This window comes from Dokdonia sp. LLG6352-1, assembly GCF_045055815.1.
Classification (GTDB): domain Bacteria; phylum Bacteroidota; class Bacteroidia; order Flavobacteriales; family Flavobacteriaceae; genus Dokdonia; species Dokdonia donghaensis.
The window spans coordinates 2,928,134-2,950,757 of the sequence record NZ_CP159329.1 but is presented as its reverse complement, the minus strand read 5'-3'; the positions used below and the strand labels follow the sequence as shown (position 1 = coordinate 2,950,757).

Genomic DNA, 22,624 nt, shown 5'->3' with positions numbered 1-22,624 from the left:
TCCATTGCACTTACTATTAAAGTACATTTATCCAAAATTAGAGGATATGAAGTTTAATACTAAAATACCTAAACATCTAAAACAGGCGTATAACCAAGAATTAAAACAATACAGTTTCTGTTTAGAAAATAAGCAGTTTGGTAATGCTTGGCATCATTTAGAACGTAGTCATATAATAGGACAATCTTATCCTATAGAACATACCTATTCACATTGGCTTATGCTAAAGTTTGGATTTAGACAAAAAGATACGAAAGAAGTAATAGGTCAAATAATTAGGTTGGCTGTGGGTGGCTGGAAATCATTTATAAATCACGTTCCACTTGGTAATACAGGTGGAGCAAACGTGCCACCATTAAAACGAATGCCTATTCCCAATGACATTGAAAAATTATTAGATATTAAATGAAAAAAAAGAAAGTCAATTTAAGAGATTTAAAACCAAATTCAGAAGAACAACATTCTCACGATGATGGTCACGACCACGGAGATGGAAGTGCATTCAAGACATACATTCCTGCTATTATAAGTTTTGTTATGTTAATGGTAGGTATCGCTGTAGATTATTTTGATGCGATTCCTCAATTTGAAGGATGGATTCGAGTAGTTTGGTACACTTTAGCATATATTCCTGTTGGATTTCCAGTAATTAAAGAGGGTTGGAATAGTATTAAAAAAGGTGATGTTTTTACAGAGTTCTTTTTAATGTCTATTGCTACAATTGGTGCATTTATAATTGGTGAATATCCAGAGGGTGTTGCAGTTATGTTGTTTTATGCAGTAGGAGAATTATTTCAAAACGCAGCAGTCAATAGAGCAAAAGGAAATATTAAAGCCTTGTTAGATGTTAGGCCAAAAGAAGCCAATGTATTTCGTGATGGTGATTATGTTAGTGTGTCGCCAGAAAATGTAAATATTGGTGAAAAAATACAAATTAGAGTAGGTGAAAAAATTCCATTAGATGGTATTTTATTATCCGAAAAAGCATCGTTAAATACAGCAGCTTTAACAGGAGAAAGCAAACCAGATTCTATTCAGAAAGAAGCAAAGGTTTACGCAGGTAGTATTAATTTGGAAAGCGTTATTGAAGTTGAGGTAACCAACAAGTTTGAAGATAGTTCTATTGCGAGAATATTAGACTTGGTTCAAAATGCTACAGCACGTAAATCTAAAACAGAATTATTTATTAGACAATTTGCTCGTATCTACACACCAATTGTTGTGTTTTTAGCTATTGGTGTAACTTTTATACCTTACTTTTTTGTAGATGATTATGTATTTAGAGATTGGTTATACAGAGCATTAATATTCTTGGTAATATCTTGTCCTTGTGCGTTAGTGATTTCAATTCCATTAGGTTATTTCGGTGGTTTGGGAGCAGCTTCAAAAAATGGAATATTATTTAAAGGCGCTTCATTTTTAGATGCTATGACCAAAATAAATACTTTGGTAATGGACAAAACAGGAACCGTTACCAAAGGTGTTTTTAAAATCAAAGAAGTAAAAGCAATCGGTTGGAATGAAACCGAATTTATGCAATACTTAATGGCGATGGAAGAACAATCCACGCATCCAATTGCTAAAGCCATTTTAGAGTATAAAGCAGAAGGAGAAGATTTTGAAGCTACCGAAGTTTCTGAAATTGCAGGTAAAGGTTTAAAAGGCATTGTAAATGGTAAAACAGTTTTAGTAGGAAATAAAGCCTTAATGACTTCGAATAATATTGATGTTCCAACGGAAACAGAATCTATTGTAGAATCGATAGTATTAGTTGCAATCGATGATCAATTTGCAGGTTATGTAGTCATAGCAGATGAATTAAAAGAGGATGCAAAAGAAACTATTACAGCATTACACAAAGTAGGTATCAATAATATTATGATGCTTTCTGGTGATAAAGATTCGATTACTCAACAAGTCGCTAAAGAATTAAATATTGCAAATGCTAAAGGTGGTTTACTACCAGAAGATAAATTAAACGAAGTTGAGATTTTAAAGAAAAACTTTGAAAACAAAATAGCTTTTATAGGTGATGGTATAAACGATGCACCTGTTTTAGCAGCAAGTAACGTTGGTATTGCAATGGGTGGTTTAGGTAGTGATGTTGCAATAGAAACCGCAGACGTTATTATTCAAACAGACCAACCTTCAAAAGTTGTTAGAGCCATTAAAATAAGTCGTTCTACACGAAAAATAGTTTGGCAGAATATCATTTTAGCTTTTGGTGTTAAAGTCATTGTCTTAATATTAGGAGCAGGTGGTTTAGCTACAATGTGGGAAGCAGTTTTTGCAGATGTAGGAGTAGCATTATTAGCAATTTTGAATGCAGTTAGATTACAACGAATGAGTTGGTAATTGTCCCCACAACCCAAAACCCAGTTTTTTCGTACCTCAAAATCCTCTGTCTTTTGTGTTGTTCCGCTCACCTCACAAGTTTAGCGTTTTTTTGTCTTTAAGGTAATAGCATATTACAGCTTTGGTTTTCATAAAATCAAACCAAACTGCAATACGCTATTCTGTTATTATTCTATCATAAAACCCTAAACTCACCCAAGCTATGTTACATAATACAAGTTATAGTAGCAAAAATCCTTTCAAGGGTTTGCTGACGCAGTATTATTATATTTTCGTAGCTATAACTGGTATTATGTAAAATATCCGCTTATCCCACGCTCACATTGGAACACACAACCACATTTGGAACTATAATGAAGCAGTAGTAAGATAAAGTAGGTGAGAGTATTAGTTATCTCATTCATCTGCACAAAACCATCGTTAAGTCCAAGTATTCCTTACCTCAAGTCTTTGTTTGTTTCATTTCGTTAACAAATATCAATAAACATAGTACTAAAATTGAAAGTCTTCAGATTGTACTAAACTTGAAAATGAAGTACATAAAAAAATAAAAAAGAAAGCAAATATAGGTAGCTTCCTTCTGCCAACGCTCAATATTGTAAAGGTCAAGCCCTACGGGTTTTGAATAAAACTTTTTTATGAAGCACTCGTAAAAGTATCAAGATTTTAGAGTAAAAACTTTTACTCAAAAACCTTGACAGCATCATCCACGCTACCTTTAACATTGGCTGTCTTTTTTCTTTTCTTCAAAAAAATTATGGCAAAAGAAAAAGCCCTACAATAAAAATTATAGGACTCTTTCAGCTTCAAAGGTCAGAATGAAACTTTTATGCTACTTCTACGATATTTAAAACGTTATATGCGCCATTTTTAAGCGGATACTGAATACCGTTAATCTCTTGGAAGAACTCTACTAATAAAACGAATATATCGTTTCCTGTGCCTGTTGGAACACCTGCTGGAGTTAGTGTTTGAGTTGCGGAGGTTGAATCAATCGGAATATTTACAGTTGGACTGTATTCTATTGAATTATCTGTAGTATCAAAGTCAACTTTTAGAAATGCTGAACTTAAACTTACGTGTGTTGCGCCACTTGGATATGCAATATCATTTGCAGGCGTTAAATTTGGGATAGTAATTTCGCCAGTAGCACCATCGACAGTAAACGGAGCGAATAAAACAGCACTTAAAATGGCTCTATTATTGAAATCCAAGCCTTTTAATGTGGCTTTACCTTCTGGTGTTGCTAATCCTGTAGCTACATTTCTTTGTCCTCTTACAGAGGTTGTATCAAAGTTTTTAATTTGTGTCATTTTTTGAGTAACACGACTTGAAACTCGATTGTCTTTTGCTCTAATCATTAAGTTTCTTACAGATGTTCTCAATAGTTTACCAGATGATGCTGATCTTCCAAATTCTGAACCGTTTTCACGAGTTCTTTCAAATGCTGGGTCATTTTGAATACGCTCTTTAGAAACACCGCCTTTAGTTTTTACTAAATAACCCTCTTTTGCTTTGTAAAAAGTTAGATTGTCTAACGTTCCTTCTAACTTAATAATACCTTTTAATTTTGCCATAACTAATACATTTTTTGATGATAAATATCAAATATACGAGCTATTGACTATCAATATATTAGAGTGCTTCCGTAGTGTTTATAAGTTGCCAAAACTTCCGTTTTAGTTGGTTTTTTCAATGGGATATTAGTCGTATATTGTATATAAGTGCTTTATAGCAACGGTATAGATAAAGTATAGTTAGAGTATTAATTTTAAATTTAAAGTGAATGAGTAGAATCTGTATTTACCCTAAAGACGTGCAGGTAGTAACAGGCAAGAGTGAGCGTTATGGCAGAACAATAATCAAAGCGATTAAAGAACGCCTTAACAAAGAAGCTCATCAGTTAGTTACTATCGATGAATTTTGCGACTTTATGGGCTTTGAAATCAGTAAAGTACAAGGATTAATCAAGTAAATTCCTTATCTTTACTACAAGGTATAAAGGTGACCTATTAGGTGACCCAACAATGGTACAGGACTGAAACAGTAATAAATAAAGGCACTACGAAAGAGGTTCACTTACCTCTTTCTCCGCAAAAGAAACCTGTAACGTATGTTACAGGTTTTTTGTTTTATACTCATACGTCAAGCTTGCTTGTAAGTAGGGGGATAAAACAAAAAACCAACGAGCACAGCTCGTTATGGTTTTATGCTTGCAAAGGATACCCACCCGGGATCACCTTTAGGTAATCCCATTGTAACTTTTCTTAGTAAAACAGAGGTGATAGAATTTCGAATCTCGAATAAAGAATTTCGAATAACGACCACAAATAACTAACAGCTAAGAACCACCGACTATTGAATATCGATTAAAGAATATCGAATGTAGAATGTTGACTATAAAACAGCTCACAGCTTAAAGCCAAAAACTAAGAATCACCATCTGCCGACTACAAACTACTAATAGCCAACAGCTAAAAAATACCGTCTACCGCCTACCAACTACCGTCTACTAAAAGCCTCCTCAATTAAGCACCTCCTTATGCGTTCCTTTTCTATAGCAGCGTTCTTCACCTAGGTATAGCGGATTACCGTGTTTTTCTGACCAGAAGCCTTCTAGTAGATCTTTGGTGATGCATTGATAGACCACGACACCTTTGTAGATGGTCTCGTTATCGCCCTCATAATTAAAATTAATCACCAAGATGTTGTTTTTAAAAAAGCCAGTTCCTTGTTGGCGCTGATCACCACTTATTAGCCAAGTAGCAACGATTCTCTTATGCTCATCTAGTGCTAGTGTGAGTTCGCCCTCATAGCCTGCGGCATCTGGGCTTTGGTTGCTTCCTGTGATTGTGTATGTGCCTGCTAGTTCTTCTATGGTCATTGGGGATTGTGCAGTTTAGGAAATCAAGTCTTTTTAATAAAACCACCTGTTAAGTTTGAATCATTCTTTTTAGAGAGTCAAATAACGCTTGCTGAAATGCTGTGTCCTGAGAGTGCATCTTATAAATATCCAAATCATTTCTACGGTTTTTGGCAAGCATATCAAAAATCATTTTCTTTAAAGCAATATCACTGTTTTGACTATCAGGATTGTTTAAGACCTTTTGCTCAAAGCCTGGGGTAGATTCCAATAAGTTTTTATATATCAGCATTTTAAGTTTTCGTTCCTCCTCGGTCTCTCCCATAACATTGAAAAACCTATCATTAAATGATTTTATGATATTCTCTAATTCATCTTCTTCATTTTCTCCGTGCGCGGCTCTAACGGTTGGATTGGCAGGGTCTAATTCTGTCTCATCTGAGTCAAGCTTGATTTTGGCTCCAATTTTATCCCTTTGTTCCAATCCATAGGTATCTAAGTCTACAGCGTCTAATAAGCGGTCTAAATCATCGATATTTGGATCACGTACAACCATTTTAGGAATTAAAAACTTTAAAAACCAATACAGCATTTCCCACTCTGGATTATTGAACTCCAATAGTGCGGCTACTTGGGCATAAATCTTTACAAACTGCCTTGCTTTAATTTTATAATCTGCTTTTTGCTTGTCCTCATATTCTAACTCTACGTCAAATCTATTTTGAGGCTTACTTAAAGCAGCTCCTAATGATTCTGTGTCTGCATTAGCAAAAAATAATTCGTTAAATCTAACAACTTCACTCCATTCATAAACACCTTCACTATCAAGTAATTCTTTAGCGTCGTGCAACACATTGACATCTGTAGCGCTGCTAAGTGTGGTAATTGTATAGTAAGGATCAAAAGCATTTTTTAAATCTTCTTTATCATTAAAGAAGTCTAACACAAAAATATCTTCCGTTTTTTTACCCAATTTAGGTGCAGACCTATTGAGGCGTGACAATGCTTGAACTGCAAGAACTCCTTGAAGTTTCTTGTCTACATACATTGCGCATAATTTAGGCTGATCAAAACCAGTTAAATACTTATTTGCGACTACAAGAATTTTAAACTCGTCCATATCAAAATAGCGCGCTATTTTATCTTGAATGTAGCCGGGGTCATTAGGTTTTGCAGTATCAAGATTTGAAGGTAAATCATTTACAATTTCTTCAGTTAATGGGATACCATCTATTTCTTTTTCACCAGAAAAAGCACATATGGCTTGAAAAGGTGTACCTCTTTCTTCAAGAATACGTTGTACAGCTCTATGATAACGTACTGCAGATTCAATACTCTGTGTGACTATCATTGCTTTCGCTTTGCCCTTGAGCTTTTTCTTTCTGTAAATCTGACTCATAAAATGGTCAAGCATTACTTCAGCTTTACTGTCTATTGTGCGTTGATCTTTTTCTACAAATGCTTTTAGTTTCTTTTGGGCTTTCTTCGTATCAAACGAAGGGTTTTCTTCGGCAGATTTTGACAGTCTATAATAACTTTGATAGGTTGTGTAATTTGCAACGACGTCGTGTATAAACCCTTCTTCAATAGCTTGTTTCATTGAGTATAAGTCAAATGGCGCAAACTTTCCATCTTCAATAGGAGTTCCAAACTTTTCTAAAGTGCTATTTTTTGGAGTAGCTGTAAAGGCGAGATAAGAGGCATTAGATTGCATCTTGCGCGAAGTCATTATTTGCAAGATTTTGTCTTGAATATCTGATGAGTCTTCATCTTCATTTTTTGATTGCCCGATAGCTCTATTTAGATTGTCGGCGGCGGTACCTGATTGTGAGCTATGTGCTTCATCTATAATTACGGCAAATCGTTTATCACTTAAATCTGCAATGCCATCTACAATAAAAGGGAACTTTTGAATCGTCGTTATGATAATCTTTTTTCCTTCCTCAAGATTCTCTCGTAGTTGTCTACTTGAATGTGCTGGAGCCACAATATTTTTTACTTCTGAGAAACCTCTTATGTTTTCTCGTATTTGCTTGTCTAGCAAACGCCTGTCAGTAACCACGATAACAGAGTCAAAAATAGGTGTATCCATCGATTTTGGACCAGCTGCGGCCTTATTCTGAGGATACGCTTCTATTAATTGATAAGCTGCCCACGTAATACTATTAGACTTTCCAGAACCTGCCGAGTGCTGAATTAAGTAACGATGTCCAGTACCATTATCACTTACGTGTTGTACAATTTTACGTACCACGCGCATTTGATGGTATCTTGGAAAAAAAAGTGTTCTAGATGGTAGTGGATCACTTGCTTTACCATCTAAGCGTACGAAATGCTGAATAATATTAGCTAGACTTTGAGGTTTAAAAACCTCGTTCCATAAATAAGCAGTTTTATGTCCAAAAGGATTAGGCGGGTTTCCTTTACCATTATTGTGACCAAGATTAAAAGGTAAAAAGAATGTCTTGTCACCAGCAAGTTTGGTCGTCATATAAACTTCATCTGTATCTACTGCCATATGTACCATACAGCGTCCAAAATGAAGAAGGGTCTCTTTGGTATCTCGTTGCTTTTTGTATTGGTTTTGCCCGTGAAGTTTGGCAGACTGACCTGTCCATTGATTTTTGAGCTCAATAGTAATGATAGGTAGGCCATTTATAAAAAGTACCATATCAATATCCTCACGAGGATTACTGGCAGAGTAGGGCACTTGACGCATTACACTAAACTGATTGCTTTCAAACTGCTTTTGAACACGCTCACTACTGCTACCTAAGGGTAGTGGATAAAAGAATTTCAAAAAAGCATCATCTATAGGTAACCCTTTTTTAAGCACGTGAATAATCCCGTGCTTTTTAATAATGCGATCTAAGCGTTGCAGTATTTTTAATTGCCAGTCATTACTGCGCTTTAATTTATTGAGTTCTTCTTCTTGTGTTTTCTCAAGAAAATCCCAAAAACGAGTTTTATCAATGGCATAAGTAGCATCATAATCTTTACGGTGGCCTATGTAATAATCTCCTTGCTTCAGGTATTGCGAATTTGATTCTTGCACGCCATTTAAAGTCTCAATTGTAGTTCCTGACAGAGCTAATTGTATAGCAGCTTCTAAAGCTTGTTCGTTGGTGTTGTCATTCATTCTTTAATCTTTATCAAGTTTCATATGCACGATGTACTCGTTAGTTATTACTTGGTATTTTTTATTCGTAAAAAAGTCATAAATCGGAATGATGTCTTGTTTGTTTTTAACAAGCCATATTTCATAATCTTTTAGATTCTGTTTACCAAAATCATACTCTGATTTTGATAGAAAAAAAGAACCTGTATCGAAGGTCTTTACTTCCACATATTTCACCACACCTTCTGCATTTGTATATCGTATGTCATAATGTAAACCTTCATTATCTTTACTTATATGGTCTACGTTAGTGAACCTCATTTTCACCAATTCATCGTAAACAATTTGTTCTGATGTATTTCCAATTATTTTAAGTTTCCTTTGGTCTTTTTCTCCAGGTGTGAAAACATTATTACTACCTTTAAAAATTCCAGCCTTTTTTGGTTTTAATAGTTTGCTGCTTAAGACTCTGGTTGTATTAGGTCTTGTAGATGGACCAGACGTCTCGTTGGAGATGGTTTCTTCCTTGGTGTTGGCTTTTTCGGCTATCAATTCTTTTTTTATCTCATCTATTTTATCCTCAAAATAAAGCAAACTTTTCAATCTTGGATTTAGGCTGATCTCATATAGTTCAGTAGTTGTAAATTTTTCTTCATTCTTACTTCTTATTAAAGCGATATTCTCTTTAGATTCTATTTTGATTGTAGGATATATTAGAGCGATATATTCCCTGTAAACAGCCGTTTTATCCACTTTGAAGTTATGCCTTAATTCGTGAGCTTTTTGTTGAGCAAATTGTAGATAATTGTTAAATCTATTACAAATATCTAAGAACTGTGCCTTTTTCTCTAGGTCACTATTTCTTAGATTTTCCCTAATAGAAGCCTTTACCAATTGGTTTTTTGATAAAATCGCATCTTTTATTGTGGACAAATGCCATTGCGCTAAACTTATCTTATAGCTGTAATGCGATGCAAATACACTTAACTCAATATCCAATTTATTGAATAACCCCTCTATTTTAACTAGTTCACTTTCGGTATTAATTTGCTCATAATCTATGGAACTACTATCGTATTCTAATCCAAAGATCTCTGCAATCCGTTTTTCAAGACTTAAATCGTCCAAGAAGTCATCATAGACTTTGTCTTTTGATAAGAATACTGCCTGCCAAAACGCTTGCTTGTAGTCTGCAAGACCTAATAATTCTCTAGCATCATTAAAAGTATCTATTCCTAGGTCATTTTTGATACTATTTTGCACATCATCAATATCACTTCTTAAAATATACTTGTATTCATTTTTATCGTTATTTACGTCAAATGCTAGAGAGATACAATTTGCAAAACTATTTGTGAACTCAACATTTCGTTTTAAAGAGTCAATTGTGTCGTGTTCGCTTATTTTTATATAATACGTTTGTTCTGAACGGTGAAGAAACTCGTAATCTGATACCACAAAGCTTTTATCGTATACTTCATACTTAATTTCAGAGCATAGTATTATCTCAATTTTTTTACAAATGGATGCTTGCGTTTTTCTTGGCTCTATATCCTCGATAACATTTAACCTGTAGCTTAATAAAAGTGGTTTTAACTCATCTAAAAGATTGCCAAAATCTGCTGTAAGTCCGTCAATTTCATTCTTATAAGTGATATTGATATTAATTGTTTTGAGATCATTTATACCAAAAAACTTTATTGCATCTGCTCCACCTGCGCGTGCTGGGTAATTAAATATTGGGTAGGCTTCTCTTAATTTATTAGGCAGCTTTATTTTATCGCTGAAATATATCTGCTCTTGAGGATACAACCTTAATTCATTACCGTTGCTGGCAAATAATGATAACGGTTGTTCGATTTCAACATTGTTCTTATTGTAGTGACTAAGAGCTCTTTTATAGAATGTCTGTGATTTAGCACCAGACGGATAAATATTAGGTAATTTATTGATGATTTCTGCCACTCTTTTAATTGATAGGTCGTTAAAATCATCTGTAGCACCTAAGCTGACTAAGATTTCATTAATTTTTGTTTTATTGAGGTTCTGCTCTAGATTAATAAGCTGGTTGTAATTGATTCTAAAATCATTCACCCAAGAGTATTTTTCATCTATAAGAAGGTCTGAAAATTTGAACTTATAATTTTTAGCTAAGTAATACTTAATGTAGGAAGGCTTGGTATAAACTGTCTTGTAATTAAAATAATAGTACTCGTATTTATCTTCGTTGGCGCTATCATATAGTTGTCGTTTTAACCTATCATCATAATAAACCCATAGGATTAGTTTTTCTATAGATAATCTATTCAGTATTTCTTCAAAATCTGTGATGTACAGAAACTCTAATTTGTAAGACGACCTATTTGTATAACCATCATAGCTTTGTACATAGTTTACATAGTCTACGAGGTTTGAGGTGATGTTTGTTCTTCTTTTATATCTCGCATAGCTATTTACTTTTATCCACTTTAGAAATTTTTCTAGTTGATATTTGTCTTCAGCATTAGGTAAACCTAGTATAGATGGACTTGCCACAAAATCACTATTATCGTAAACTTCCTCAAAGATGAGTGTAGTTTTAATACCAGTAGGATAGTCGCTTGATAGCACAAGGTTTTCAGTATCCACGATAGTACTAGCTTTTGAAATAGATGGTATTGTAATTACATCATCAGGGATTTTAGTATCCTCTTTCATTAATTTGAAATTATGATAGAGGCAACTATTCATTTCCTTAATAATTGCTATGCTTTGAGCATTATGCCGTTCTATCTGATTCTTGGTTTCCCTAATTATTTTTTGTGATAGCGTTGCTGGTTCGTAACTGTGAATATTGAAATATCCCTTAAGTTCATCATAAATAAAACGGCCTTTATTAGGATTGTCACTATCGTAAAATTTAAATTCTCTTAGCAGTGCTTCAAAAAATTTATCTCCTACAAATTGGATATCTGTAAAACTGGGTGTTTTTAAGGGATTATTTTTAGTTACTGGGGTATAGATATATTCTTTTCCCTTAATTATGGTGTTATTATTATTTACAAGAAAATCGAGTTGATTTGGTTTTGCCTTTTTTATGAATGCGGCTTTTTGAGTTAATAGCCTAATCCATTTTGCTCTTTGTCCAATGGATAGTGGTTGACTACCGATAGAATTTAAAACATCGATATAATTTTCTAATACATCTACTTGTCTATCGACCTTTTCATCTAAATCAAATTGAGTAAGTGTTTTACCTTTAAGTGGTATTAAATGGCAGTTTATAGTATCTGTAGCACTGCTCTCGATTAATAGTTGAGCAAACTCATCATTAACATACAAAATCTCTGCTATTTTTTTATATGTATTGTCTATACAAGGAAATACAGCTTCAGTATTTATTGCCTCTTCAATAATGTCATAATAGCCTAAATTTTGTAGCGTATCTGCTTTATGTTTGTGATGTAAAATTGATAAGGGCTGATAAGACACTTTTTTATCAGTAAAATATCTAGCTACTTTTGTTGTAAATGCTACTACTTTTTCTAGAATAAATCTATTTTTTTCTGAATCATTAAGTTGATTACGTGTAGCGTCCAAATCAAAGGTTGCGTGTAAGACATAAGGTTGATTGAGCTTAATGTTAGTAGGGAAAAATGAATACAGATAAGGTGATGTTTTTTCAAAATTATCTTCAACGGCAATTTTAATTTGATAAAACTCTTTTTCTGTTTTATTGACATCCTGAAACTCTAGCGGTAACTCATCTTCTTCTTCAAAAATAGACCAGGAATTGTTTGGAAATTGAATTGCTTCTTGAGGACTGAATGTTGTACTAGATTTGATATGAGCGCTTCTATTACATTTAATTTGCGGTTTGTCTTCAAAACCTATAAAATCAATTTGCTTGATGTGATTTAAAAAGAGTAAAGTTTCTGGGGTAATACTTTTGACCTGCTTATAAATATCTTTGAAGGCCTTCTCTTTATAGCTGATTACAATACTTGTTTTAAAGTTTTCTTGCGTTATTTCTTTTATGACAGGAAGGCATAAAAAAGGCATAGGAATCACGGTAGAACTTAAATTTTCCTCTTTAGCTATAGTTGCTCGTTGCTCTGTAGTAAATAAACTCTCATAACGCGCTTTAGTATTGGTTTCAGAGTATTGTAAAGAAAGGTCGTTGCTTTGAATCTCTATGGCATTGCTCCAATTTATAATAGACCTAAAACCAAGACCCTTGTTTCCTATGTATTTTCGTTTTGAAGTTTTGGACGATAGATTTGCTATAAATAAAGAACGGTAGCCTTTTTTAGAAAAAGACGTATCTCCATTATTGTTAATGCTTATCGTTTTACTTGCCGTATCTAATTTAATAGCCACTTGCGTAGCACCTTCATCGTCGGAATTTTGTAAGAGTTCTAGTAATTGTCTACCGTTATAGCCTTTAATGGTTTCTAGCTCACGGTTGTAGTCACCTAGCATTTCGCTATAATCATCTTTATAGCGTTTAGTTTTTTTAGTACTTAATTCTTGTATAAATTCTTTCAAATTGCTTTTTATTCTTGTACTGTGTGCTTTATTATTATCCTAAAACTAGGATTCCATTGTGCTTCCCTTCGTGCAACAGATATTCTATTATTCATATTTAAACCTACAAAATCATCAGGTTCTTTGTTATCGTTGTTTTCTTCCTCATTAAAATCATTATGGCCTTTTTCTGTTTTTAGAGTGTCAATAAAATTATCTTTTAAAGGATAATAATTTCTGCAGTCTTCTTCTATTTCTTGAATGGTAAAACAATTCTCGTCTGCTACGTCATTATGATAGCAACAGGTTAGAACTCGCCAAGGCTCTGCTAGGTCTGGATGAAAGCTTTCATAAGTGGCTTTTATGAATTGTCCTCTGATATTTTTACGGTTAGCCACAGCTTCTACATCATCTAAATCTACCAAAGAACAGCCAAATTGATTTTCTCTAAACGGTCTATCACAACTATCCGTATAAATAGGGCTAGTCGCATTTCTAAATTTTCCATTAAAAAGTAAATAATACCCTTTGCAAGAGGTCATCTTTTCTAGAATTCGTAGTTTTTCCCATTGCTGTCTTGGCTTACCGTTATATCTTAAGGTTTGATATTTATTATCCTTAAACAAGACTTTAGCTTGTAATGCAAACCATTTGTAGCATCCTGGAGTAGTTTCTAGAAATATATCTATATCACCACCATAAGTAGCTTCATCTTTTGCAGCACGAGCATACACATCAAAATTTTGCTCATAGGCTGTCCTAAAGTTGCGAATGTCTGCAATAATTTTTGCCGTGACGCCTATTTCTGGTTTGTTTACTGACACGTTATGATGATAAACTATATCATCCCATACCTCAGCTGCAATGCCTTGAAATAATTGACATCTAAGTGTTTCTTCTATTCTTTTTGATGGCATACAATTTATTTTTAACAAACCCTAACCTTACCAGTTACAACCCCATTTATCAAACTCCCCTTATACTCCTTTAACTTCTCAATCTCTTGCTCCTTTAAACCAATAGCCGTTTCTATCTTTTGAGAAGCAGTTTCTATATATTCAACAATCTCTTTTTGTTCATTGAAAGGTGGATAGGGCACTTTTACATTTCCGAACTTATCAAAATATAATCTTAACCTCATATCCATTATACCTCTAGAATGTTTTTTTAACTCTGATTTACAGTTAGGTGTTCTAAAAAGATTGTGATAGAAATAACCTGCTATTGGTCTGGTGGGTCTTAGAATATCATACGCAGGACTTGTTACACCATTATAATCTGATATCCCTATTGCTCCCATCCACGCAAGTAATTTATTAACAACGATGTCATTTTTTTTAACTAACCAATAACCATCAGTAGTTGAAGCCTTATTGCCTCTTTCTTCTAATTCTTTCCTTGGTTTAACGCCAATATCTGTATAAACTGAGAGTAATTCATAATCATTATTTTTTGCAGCAGGTTCAATTACTAACCTAAAAATATTTTTAACTTTTATAAATTCCCAATGCACAGGAATCTCCCCAATCCACTCCACACCAGTATCTTTTAACTTCACACGATCAACCAGACCACGAGTTACTGCTTTGTGTATTAAAATTTGTTTGCGTTCTTTAAGAAGATTAATTTGTTGCTCTTTAATAGCAATAGCATCATCTATTTTGGTGGTTTTATCGTCTAAAAATTGGGCTATTTTGGTTTGTTCTTTAAGTGGTGGAAGCAGCATTGTTAGATTATTCAAAACTCTTCCGTTAACGTGAGGAATACCCATTCCAATTGTATTTTTTCTTAATTCAACTTCTAGAACTTTTGAATGATACCAAGAAAATTTCTGGTCAATATTATTAAAAAGAATATGTGCTACAGTTGATGAGATAACACCTTTTCTGCTTTTTAAAAATTCACCAGAATTGGAACCATCCCAAAGTAATAAAATTTCATTTTCATTAATTATTAGAGCATCTTTATCCTTAACCCACTGATTTTCTTCACCGCCACGTAAATATTCCATACTCATATAAGGTGGTAAACTGTCATCATTAATAGACACTATATTTTTTGGCAGTTTCCCTTTATTAGCATTTGCTAAAAATTTAAATCTTTTCATTTTCCAATGTTCAGGAACTTCTCCCAACCATTCTACCCCAGAGTCTTTATAGGTATCGTAACGTTGTACTTTATTTTCTATTGCTACCATTACACCAAGTTTAAAATTTCAGAAATTAAACCATCGCTTAGTTTTTCTAAGTCTAAAATATCTTTGGTTACGTCGTCTATATTACGTAAAGGTGTGTGCTTGTAAAAGTATTTATTAAAGCTGATCTCATAACCTATTTTAGTAGCGTCTAGATTGATCCAAGCTTCTGCTACGTGTGGTTGTACTTCGCGTTTAAAGTAGCTGTGTATGTTGTCTTTAAGTGGTACGTTTTCGGTATCGCGTAGGTCGCTTTCGGTCTCGTAAACAATGTACTCTCCTTTTTTAGCAGTACCGTAATAGCCAAAGTCCGCAAGGTCTTCTTCTTTACAATCTAAGTGTTCTAGAAGTTGGGTGAGTTTATCCCCTGTGAGTTTTACTATTTTTTTAATTACCTTTTCGGCAGCTGCGTCGTACCAACTCACTGCATTTAAAATTGCTTTTTTATCACTAGCAGCGATGGCTATTTTTTGTGCTTTAAGCGCATCATCTACTTCCTTTTTAAATACATTATAATCTGTGTACACGGTATCGCCAAAGATATTTTGCAACTTCTTTGCTGTGGTTACCTGTCGCAAGTGTTTATCCCACGTATCTTGCTTGCATAACTTGGTTTTATGTGCAGAAGAGAGGTTGAGCTCTTCTTTTTCCACCCATTCTAGAAGTTCCTTTTGGTGCTTTTTTATATCTCGATACACGCTATCGCCATACGTTTCATACGCATATTGCATCGCTTCTTGCAACACGCGGTCGTAGCGCAGTGTTTCTATACGGGCATCTGTACATTGTGCCTTAAGACGTTTTGGCCGTTCTATTGTTGCTTTATAATACCCAAAATCACTATTATCAAAAACAAGACTCTCTAGGGGTAGCTCCTCAGTACGCTTTCGCGAAAGCGCACTCATATACACCTCTGTTATTTTATCAATATGTTTCTTTGTAAACTCACAGTTTTTATTCCCTAGATTCTTGCGTAGTTTTTTATATAAATCACTCGCATCTATGAGTTGTACTTTTCCTTTACGAGCGGCGGTCTTGTTATTACTCAATACCCAGATGTAGGTGGTAATTCCCGTGTTATAAAATAAATTATTAGGTAGCTGTATGATGGCTTCTAGCATATCATTTTCTATAATGTAACGGCGTATGTTACTCTCGCCACCACCAGCATCACCTGTAAATAAGCTAGAACCGTTGTGTATACTCGCAATGCGTGTGCCCGTAGGAGATTGCTCCAGTGTTTTCATCTTAGAAACCATCTCCATAAGAAACAGTAATTGACCGTCTGAGGATCTAGGTACCGCATCTACATCTTCTACCGTACCCCAGTAATCTGTCAGTTGTATTTTAAAACGTGGGTCTATCACGTCTTTACCATCCTTAATATACTTTTGCTCACTGCTCCACGATTTACCATACGGAGGGTTAGAAAGCATAAAGTCAAAGCTTGTTCCTGTAAACTCATCTGTAGAGAGGGTAGAACCTACACGTATATTTTCTGGGCTATTGCCCTTAATCATCATATCACTCTTACAGATGGCATACGTCTCGTCATTTATTTCCTTTCCGTATAAATAGACATCTCCCGTAGCTTTTATAGCGCCTTCTGGATCTTTTATAAAGTTTTGACTCTCTGTAAGCATCCCACCACTACCACAGGCAGGATCATAAATAGTCATCACAGGTGGTAACTGGTCTTTTATAGGCTCAAAAATAATATGCGTCATAAGCTCTATTACCTCACGTGGTGTAAAGTGCTCTCCCGCTTCCTCATTATTTTCTTCATTAAACTTACGTATGAGCTCTTCAAAAACGTATCCCATCCCAAGATTAGATAAGGCAGGGAGTTTACGTCCTTCTGGGTCTTCCTTTTCAAAAGGGGTGAGGTTTATGTGTGAAGAAGTAAATTTTTCTAGTACATCTAGCAATACATCTTTGCCAGCCATATGCTTAATCTGGCTCACTAGGTTAAATTTATCTACTATCTCTTTTACGTTAGGGCTAAAACCTAGTAGATAGTCTTCAAAATTGGCCAGAAGTATACTTTGGTTATTAGATGCGGTGTCTTTTAATAATTGAAGTGTCCACTTACTTGTGTTGTAAAACACATAACCAGAAGCTGCTTTAAGGCCTTCATTTTCTAGTTCTGTAAATCCAGCTTCTACTTTCTGGAAGTGTACCTCGTCCATCACCTCTTTTTTAGTAGGCTCAAGCAGTGCATCTAGACGGCGTAGTACCACCATAGGTAGTATCACGTCACGATATTTACCACGTACATAAACGTCACGTAGGCAGTCGTCTGCAATAGACCAGATAAAGGAAATAAGTTTTGAGTGGGATGAGTTATTCATAAGTTATAACTGTATGCTTAAGGTGTTTTTATAATCGTTTTGCCAAGATACTATTTATAGATTGTACGTCTTTACGTGTTTCCGTAAAAGTGTAAGATTTTACTGTTAAAATTCAATAATTCATTAGTTGGAGTTTAATGTCTAAACGCACAAAACCCCGCAACAATGTTGCAGGGTTTTGGATATCAAAAATTGACTTTCTACAAGCTATTTTTTAAGCGACTAACACCTACTTATTCCCCACGGCAAACTCAGCCGTAGTATTTATATATAAAATCACTCCTTGTGCACCAGCACTAATCTGGTGTTGTGAGACTCCCTTAGCGCCAAAATAGCTACCCAGCATCGTAGTCACCGGTGTAGTCGCTGTTGCTGCTTTATAGCTCGCATCACCGCTCACAATAACTGCTTTAAAATCTCCCTCACCCGTGGTGATGTTTCCTGTAAACCCAGGCGCGAGACGTAGGTAAAAACCTTTGTGCTTTTTACTAGTTTGTGATTGCCACAAGGCTGCAAGTGACGCTCCTTTTAGAGCACCTGTTTTGTTAAGCCAGTTTATGTCTTTGCCATCTAGCCATACTACGTTTGTATCGTGTACATTAATAGGTCGCTCTGTGGTTTCAAAAGCCTCCTCAACAGGTTTTACTACGTAAGGCCCGTTATCTATCTCTACAAAAGCCATATTAGTCGCTGCGCGTGCTGCTGTGATGTGCGTCTCTCCAGAAGGTTGCGTCCAGAAAGAGCCATCTGGCATCCAGAGTTCGCGGGCATCCTTATCTGCATTGTGAATCTCTCCATCTAGTACAATTGCTCTATAGGTCGCATCGTGTATGTGTGGAGGAGAAGCAAACCCTTCTTTAAATTTTACCAGCATACCAGAAGGACCTTCTTTAGTACGATCTCCCCATAGGTTGGTCGCGCGCGGTCCATTCTCACCACGTGCTGGGTTAAGTGCTCCCCAGGTAACATCTGTAGCGAGCATAAGCTCATAGGTAGCCTCGTTATAGGAGATGGCTTCTGTAGGTGGTGTGTCTTTTGTTTCTTGTTGTGACGTTTGCTCTGCGCAGCTTGCCGTAAGTAAGGCAAGTGCTGCTGTGGCGATGAGATGTTTCATAGGTCTCGATTTTTGTGTTTTATGATATGTTTTTTAAAATCTGTTGTGTTGTGGCGATTAAGTGTGTGCGTTTTTCCTTACTGTAGGCATCTGTATGCGCCCTGCCAAAGCTTCCTTTGTCATTATCAAAATAATCACCGCTATGGCTCGCATAGTTAGGGTTTGTAGCCAGGTCTTGTAAAATAGTCGCCCCTTTATCTGCTGGTGACCAGTGATGACCGTAGGCTTCTTTTACCATATTTGTATTAAGCAAAGAACCTGGGTTTACAGGGATAACCGTAAGTGCTGGCTCTTGTATTGCTAGGTCAAAGCTCCACATTAATAAAGCAAGCTTACTCTGTGCGTAGGTCTCCTGCTGGCTCTCTTCTTTAGTACCTGCTAGCACGCTATCTATTACAGATGACTGTGCTGCAGAGCTCAGGTTTATAATGCGCGTGCGGTCGCCTTTTTTAAGAAGATCGAGTAGGGAAGTGGTGAGCAGGTAAGGCGCTATATAATTTACCGCCATACGCATATCAAGCCCATCTGCCGTAAACAGCTCGCGGCTTTTAAAAACCCCTGCGTTGTTTATGAGTACATCTAGCGTTGTGAGTTTTTCGTTTACCTCACTAGCCATAGCGCGCACTGCTGCCATACTAGAAAAATCTGCTACAAAACCGTCTATGTGTTCATTATTAGATTCGGCTTTTATGGTGGCAATGGTCTCTGCTACTTTTGTGGCATTACGACCGTGTATGTACAAGGTATGTCCCTGTTTTGCTAGCTGTATGGCGGCTAGTTTACCTATGCCGTCAGTACTTCCAGTAATTAATATGGTCTTGCTCATTGCTATATATTTATGTTGATGAAAACTGGCACTCCTTGTATTGCCAGTTCTTTTAATTTTATTCTTGTTCTAAGATAATCATTACGGCTGCGTTTCTTAAAAAGGTGCAGCGGTATCTTTAGGACCATCAGGTAAACTCCATCGCTGGCGAGCGGTTACGTTTTCTAAAGCAACATCTTTAATGGTGTCGCTGTTGCTAATATTTCCGTAACTACTATTACTACCACGTGGTATCTGCATACGGTCTCCATATAACCACACCACTAAATTACTACGTTGTCCGCTTGTAATGGGATGTGTTGCGTGTGGGACATTACCTCTATGGATGATTGCTTTACCCGGCTCAAAAATAGCTTGTACCGTTTTTCCTGATTCTTTATCATAAAAATCAACCTCAGATCCTGTAAACTTTTCATCTGGTAAGTTGATATTGATATTCAAGGTAGCAGCAGAGGCATCGGTATGTGCGTGTAAATCCTTGTCTTTATCTGGGTTGTACTGGATTGAAAAACCAAAAGTCTGACTGTCATAACCGTAAGTTCCTAATAACAAACGCGCTATAGGACGCATAAAACGATCCATCATATCATTATAAAATGCCTGAAAATGAGGTGCTGCCAGATGACCTTCAGAACGAGGGTCTAACATCATTCCATATCGGTTTAATTGTATTCCATAAGGTGCACGTTTTGGCACTCCAGAGTTTGCTACGGCTTCTAGATAGTTACGAAAATCTGCTAAGCGATCTAGATCAAAAAACTGTGCTACATAAACACCAGGTATAATTTCTTCCCACAAATCGGCAACAGCAGATTCTTTTTCTGGGTTTTCCCAAGCGTCTTTAATAACTTGACGTAATCTTGGGTCTAGGAAGGTTTCGTCAGGAACTAATAAATCATCTTTGTTTTCGATTTCCCATTCTGCCCAAGCAGCTTCTAGTAATTTACGATTTTCGTTCCAAAATTGATAAACAGATGGATCGCGTCTTAATGATAATTCTCGTGATGGTACTTTTAAAGCACGAGCTTCTGCAAGTGCATTTGTATGTTCTATGGTATTCATAATTATATGTTTTACGTACTGCCTTAATAAGCTTATTAACGCGGTTTTAGTTAGTTACCACTACTTTACCTATGGCTTTTCCACTCTCTAGTCTTGCATAAGCATCGCCTACATTGTCTATCGCAAATGTGCTGTCTACAAGCGGTACTAGTGCTTTGTCTTGTGCGATGTTGCTTAGCTCTTTTAAAATCGCACCGTGCTCTTCTCGCTTGTAGTTGTGTAGCATAGGGATGAGCATAAACACGACGTGTAGTGATAACCCTTTAAAGTGTGCTGGAGTAAGATCTAGGTTGCACATAGATACTGTAGTAGCAATTTGTGCATTAAGTGCTGCTGCCTCAAAAGACTTTGTAAGGTTATCTGCACCTACGGTATCATAAATAAGGTCAAAACCTGCACCATCTGTATATTTTGCTACATATGATTCAACCGTTTCCTCTTTATAGTTAATTGCTGTTGCTCCATAACCTTCTATAATTTTTTGTTGCTTTGGTCCTCCACAAGTAGCATATACATCTGCGCCAAAGTGAATAGCTAGTTGTACCGCTACGTGGCCTACACCTCCAGATCCACCTTGTACAAGTACCTTTTGTCCTTTTTTAATCCCTGCACGCATTAACCCCTCATAAGCAGTAATTGCTACAAGTGGTAGTGATGCCGCCTCTATCATAGATAAGTTGGCAGCTTTGTGAGCAATAAGTTTACTGTCTGCCACGATATATTCGGCTAGCGTACCTTGTAAGTCGGCAAGGCCACCTACACAACCGTATACCTCGTCACCTACTTTAAAGTCATTTACACCTTCACCTACTGCTTCTATCACTCCTGCAAAGTCCATTCCTAATATAGCTGGTGCTGCTGGTGATAAAGGTAGGTCTGACCCCATCTTGCGTATCATTGTATCTACCGTGTTCACACTAGAGGCTGCAATCTTGATACTCACGTGACCTGGAGTTACTGCTGGTTTTGCTACTTCGCTTGCTGTGAATACGGCATTCTCACCGTATTCGTTTATAATCATTGCTTTCATATATGCTTTCTTTTTATAGTTTGTGATTTTCTTTGATGATACAAAAGTAGTGGGATAGGTCGCTGGTTTATTTGTATGAAAAATGGTTAATTAGGTATAAATAGAGGTTATTGGGTGTATTATGATAATTTTAACGCTATAAAACCCTAAATTTGCCCCTAAATCATACTACTATGCAAGTATTAGAAGCTTATAAACCTTTTGAAATACAAGAAATGGAGTTGTCTGAGTGGAAACAACGCCCAGTTAAAAACAACTTTTTTGAACTTGTGCTTATTGAAAGTGGAGAGGGTACGCAGTGTATTAATTACAACTTTTACGATTATAAAAAGGATAGTATCTTTTTACTACCTCCCTTAAAGTGTCACTCTTTTAATATAGAGAAGCGTACAAAATTTGTCTTTTTAAAGTTTACCAATTCGTTTTTTAAAAGCTCTAATAAGATGACGCTGGATAAGTCTGAGTGGTTTAAAGAAGCCGCCTACATCTTGTCTAACTATAACCAGCTGCCTGGCGATATCATTAAAAGTGATGCAGATAGGGAGCATCTCAAACAGCTTACGGCAATTATTTTAAGAGAGACTAGAAACTATGGAGAGGTCTCTGTATCGCTTATCTCAAGTCTTATGGTAAGTATCTTAGAAGTGGTTATTAGAAATATAAAAAAAGGGAGTCACTATGAGATTGTAAATACAACAAGTGATGATAGAGCAACAAAAATGCTCACCTACATCAACGAGAATATTGCAAAAAGTGAATTACTTAAAGTAGATAGACTTGCAGAAACATTTATGATGTCTGCCACCTACGTAAGTGAGTTTTTTAGAAAACAGGTAGGGATGTCCTTACGTGAGTATATTATGAAAGCCAAACTTAGACTAGTAGAGATACGTCTTCTCAACTCAGATTTTACCCTTACTGAAATCGCAGATGAGCTAGGCTTTACAGATGTAAGTCACCTCTCAAAAACATTTAAACGCTATACAGGCACTTCTGTAAGAGAGTTTAAAAATGCTGGGGAGTATATGCTACTTAAAAGAGCCTCTTGCGGTGTGAGTGCTTAAGATGTACTCGTTTTTTATAACCAATCAAATATTAATGTATGAGTGGTGCGCTTTCGCGAAAGCGTAAAAACTCCACACACCATTAGTCTACAACTATCTGAGGCTTGCATAAAAAAAGCCTTTACTAGCGCTTGGGAGAAC

The 22,624-nt window shown here is 35.8% G+C and carries 15 protein-coding genes; 4 read left to right on the top strand and 11 right to left on the bottom strand.

The genetic code is table 11. The features are described 5' to 3' along the window. Positions 1–46 precede the first annotated feature (46 nt). Complete coding sequence (locus ABVM49_RS13150; protein WP_405202332.1) at positions 47–409, top strand: DUF3703 domain-containing protein; 363 nt, start codon at positions 47–49, stop codon at positions 407–409. After that, a complete protein-coding gene (locus ABVM49_RS13145; protein ID WP_405202331.1) occupies positions 406–2,355 on the top strand; it encodes a heavy metal translocating P-type ATPase in 1,950 nt (649 codons plus the stop codon). The genes ABVM49_RS13150 and ABVM49_RS13145 overlap by 4 nt, the downstream gene beginning before the upstream one ends. Positions 2,356–3,182: 827 nt before the next feature. On the opposite strand, the gene ABVM49_RS13140 is transcribed toward ABVM49_RS13145, so the two are convergent. Next, entirely contained in the window at positions 3,183–3,932 is a 750-nt protein-coding gene (locus tag ABVM49_RS13140) for a hypothetical protein (protein ID WP_405202330.1), read from the bottom strand. Between the two features lie 209 nt (positions 3,933–4,141). Here ABVM49_RS13140 and ABVM49_RS13135 point away from each other — a divergent pair, with 209 nt between their 5' ends. Further along, positions 4,142–4,330, top strand: a complete 189-nt coding sequence (locus ABVM49_RS13135) for a hypothetical protein (RefSeq protein ID WP_035325018.1) — start codon at positions 4,142–4,144, stop codon at positions 4,328–4,330. Positions 4,331–4,879: 549 nt separating this feature from the next. On the opposite strand, the gene ABVM49_RS13130 is transcribed toward ABVM49_RS13135, so the two are convergent. The 10 genes from ABVM49_RS13130 to ABVM49_RS13085 form a co-directional block, all read right to left on the bottom strand. Next, entirely contained in the window at positions 4,880–5,239 is a 360-nt protein-coding gene (locus ABVM49_RS13130) for a hypothetical protein (protein WP_405202328.1), read from the bottom strand. 49 nt (positions 5,240–5,288) lie between these two features. Beyond that, a complete protein-coding gene (locus ABVM49_RS13125; protein WP_405202327.1) occupies positions 5,289–8,357 on the bottom strand; it encodes a type I restriction endonuclease subunit R in 3,069 nt (1,022 codons plus the stop codon). A gap of 3 nt (positions 8,358–8,360) precedes the next feature. Then, the gene (locus ABVM49_RS13120; RefSeq protein ID WP_405202326.1) at positions 8,361–12,863 is read right to left on the bottom strand and encodes a DUF3883 domain-containing protein; all 4,503 of its coding nucleotides are present in this window, start codon (positions 12,861–12,863) and stop codon (positions 8,361–8,363) included. Between the two features lie 8 nt (positions 12,864–12,871). Continuing rightward, the gene (locus ABVM49_RS13115) at positions 12,872–13,759 is read right to left on the bottom strand and encodes a hypothetical protein (RefSeq protein WP_021779353.1); all 888 of its coding nucleotides are present in this window, start codon (positions 13,757–13,759) and stop codon (positions 12,872–12,874) included. Between the two features lie 11 nt (positions 13,760–13,770). Beyond that, a complete protein-coding gene (locus tag ABVM49_RS13110; RefSeq protein WP_405202325.1) occupies positions 13,771–15,039 on the bottom strand; it encodes a restriction endonuclease subunit S in 1,269 nt (422 codons plus the stop codon). Next, positions 15,039–17,387 carry an N-6 DNA methylase gene (locus ABVM49_RS13105; RefSeq protein ID WP_405202324.1) on the bottom strand — a complete coding sequence of 783 codons (2,349 nt, stop codon included), beginning with the start codon at positions 17,385–17,387 and terminating at the stop codon, positions 15,039–15,041. Before ABVM49_RS13105 ends, ABVM49_RS13110 begins: the two co-directional genes overlap by 1 nt. A gap of 229 nt (positions 17,388–17,616) precedes the next feature. After that, positions 17,617–18,501, bottom strand: coding sequence for a DUF4437 domain-containing protein (locus ABVM49_RS13100; RefSeq protein ID WP_405202322.1), 885 nt, complete (start codon positions 18,499–18,501; stop codon positions 17,617–17,619). A 19-nt stretch (positions 18,502–18,520) separates the two neighbouring features. Next, positions 18,521–19,327 carry an SDR family NAD(P)-dependent oxidoreductase gene (locus tag ABVM49_RS13095; protein WP_405202321.1) on the bottom strand — a complete coding sequence of 269 codons (807 nt, stop codon included), beginning with the start codon at positions 19,325–19,327 and terminating at the stop codon, positions 18,521–18,523. Positions 19,328–19,423: 96 nt separating this feature from the next. After that, the gene (locus tag ABVM49_RS13090) at positions 19,424–20,389 is read right to left on the bottom strand and encodes a 2OG-Fe(II) oxygenase (protein WP_405202320.1); all 966 of its coding nucleotides are present in this window, start codon (positions 20,387–20,389) and stop codon (positions 19,424–19,426) included. 46 nt (positions 20,390–20,435) lie between these two features. Continuing rightward, positions 20,436–21,419, bottom strand: a complete 984-nt coding sequence (locus ABVM49_RS13085) for a zinc-dependent alcohol dehydrogenase family protein (protein ID WP_405202319.1) — start codon at positions 21,417–21,419, stop codon at positions 20,436–20,438. Positions 21,420–21,592: 173 nt separating this feature from the next. On the opposite strand from ABVM49_RS13085, the gene ABVM49_RS13080 reads away from it, so the two are divergent. Further along, positions 21,593–22,483 carry an AraC family transcriptional regulator gene (locus tag ABVM49_RS13080; RefSeq protein ID WP_405202318.1) on the top strand — a complete coding sequence of 297 codons (891 nt, stop codon included), beginning with the start codon at positions 21,593–21,595 and terminating at the stop codon, positions 22,481–22,483. Positions 22,484–22,624: the final 141 nt, after the last annotated feature.

Coding starts and splice junctions, on each gene's coding strand:
- ABVM49_RS13150 (WP_405202332.1), top strand. CDS start 47: ATGAAGTTTAATACTAAAATACCTAAACATCTAAAACAGGCGTATAAC.
- ABVM49_RS13145 (WP_405202331.1), top strand. CDS start 406: ATGAAAAAAAAGAAAGTCAATTTAAGAGATTTAAAACCAAATTCAGAA.
- ABVM49_RS13140 (WP_405202330.1), bottom strand. CDS start 3,932: ATGGCAAAATTAAAAGGTATTATTAAGTTAGAAGGAACGTTAGACAAT.
- ABVM49_RS13135 (WP_035325018.1), top strand. CDS start 4,142: ATGAGTAGAATCTGTATTTACCCTAAAGACGTGCAGGTAGTAACAGGC.
- ABVM49_RS13130 (WP_405202328.1), bottom strand. CDS start 5,239: ATGACCATAGAAGAACTAGCAGGCACATACACAATCACAGGAAGCAAC.
- ABVM49_RS13125 (WP_405202327.1), bottom strand. CDS start 8,357: ATGAATGACAACACCAACGAACAAGCTTTAGAAGCTGCTATACAATTA.
- ABVM49_RS13115 (WP_021779353.1), bottom strand. CDS start 13,759: ATGCCATCAAAAAGAATAGAAGAAACACTTAGATGTCAATTATTTCAA.
- ABVM49_RS13110 (WP_405202325.1), bottom strand. CDS start 15,039: ATGGTAGCAATAGAAAATAAAGTACAACGTTACGATACCTATAAAGAC.
- ABVM49_RS13105 (WP_405202324.1), bottom strand. CDS start 17,387: ATGAATAACTCATCCCACTCAAAACTTATTTCCTTTATCTGGTCTATT.
- ABVM49_RS13100 (WP_405202322.1), bottom strand. CDS start 18,501: ATGAAACATCTCATCGCCACAGCAGCACTTGCCTTACTTACGGCAAGC.
- ABVM49_RS13095 (WP_405202321.1), bottom strand. CDS start 19,327: ATGAGCAAGACCATATTAATTACTGGAAGTACTGACGGCATAGGTAAA.
- ABVM49_RS13090 (WP_405202320.1), bottom strand. CDS start 20,389: ATGAATACCATAGAACATACAAATGCACTTGCAGAAGCTCGTGCTTTA.
- ABVM49_RS13085 (WP_405202319.1), bottom strand. CDS start 21,419: ATGAAAGCAATGATTATAAACGAATACGGTGAGAATGCCGTATTCACA.
- ABVM49_RS13080 (WP_405202318.1), top strand. CDS start 21,593: ATGCAAGTATTAGAAGCTTATAAACCTTTTGAAATACAAGAAATGGAG.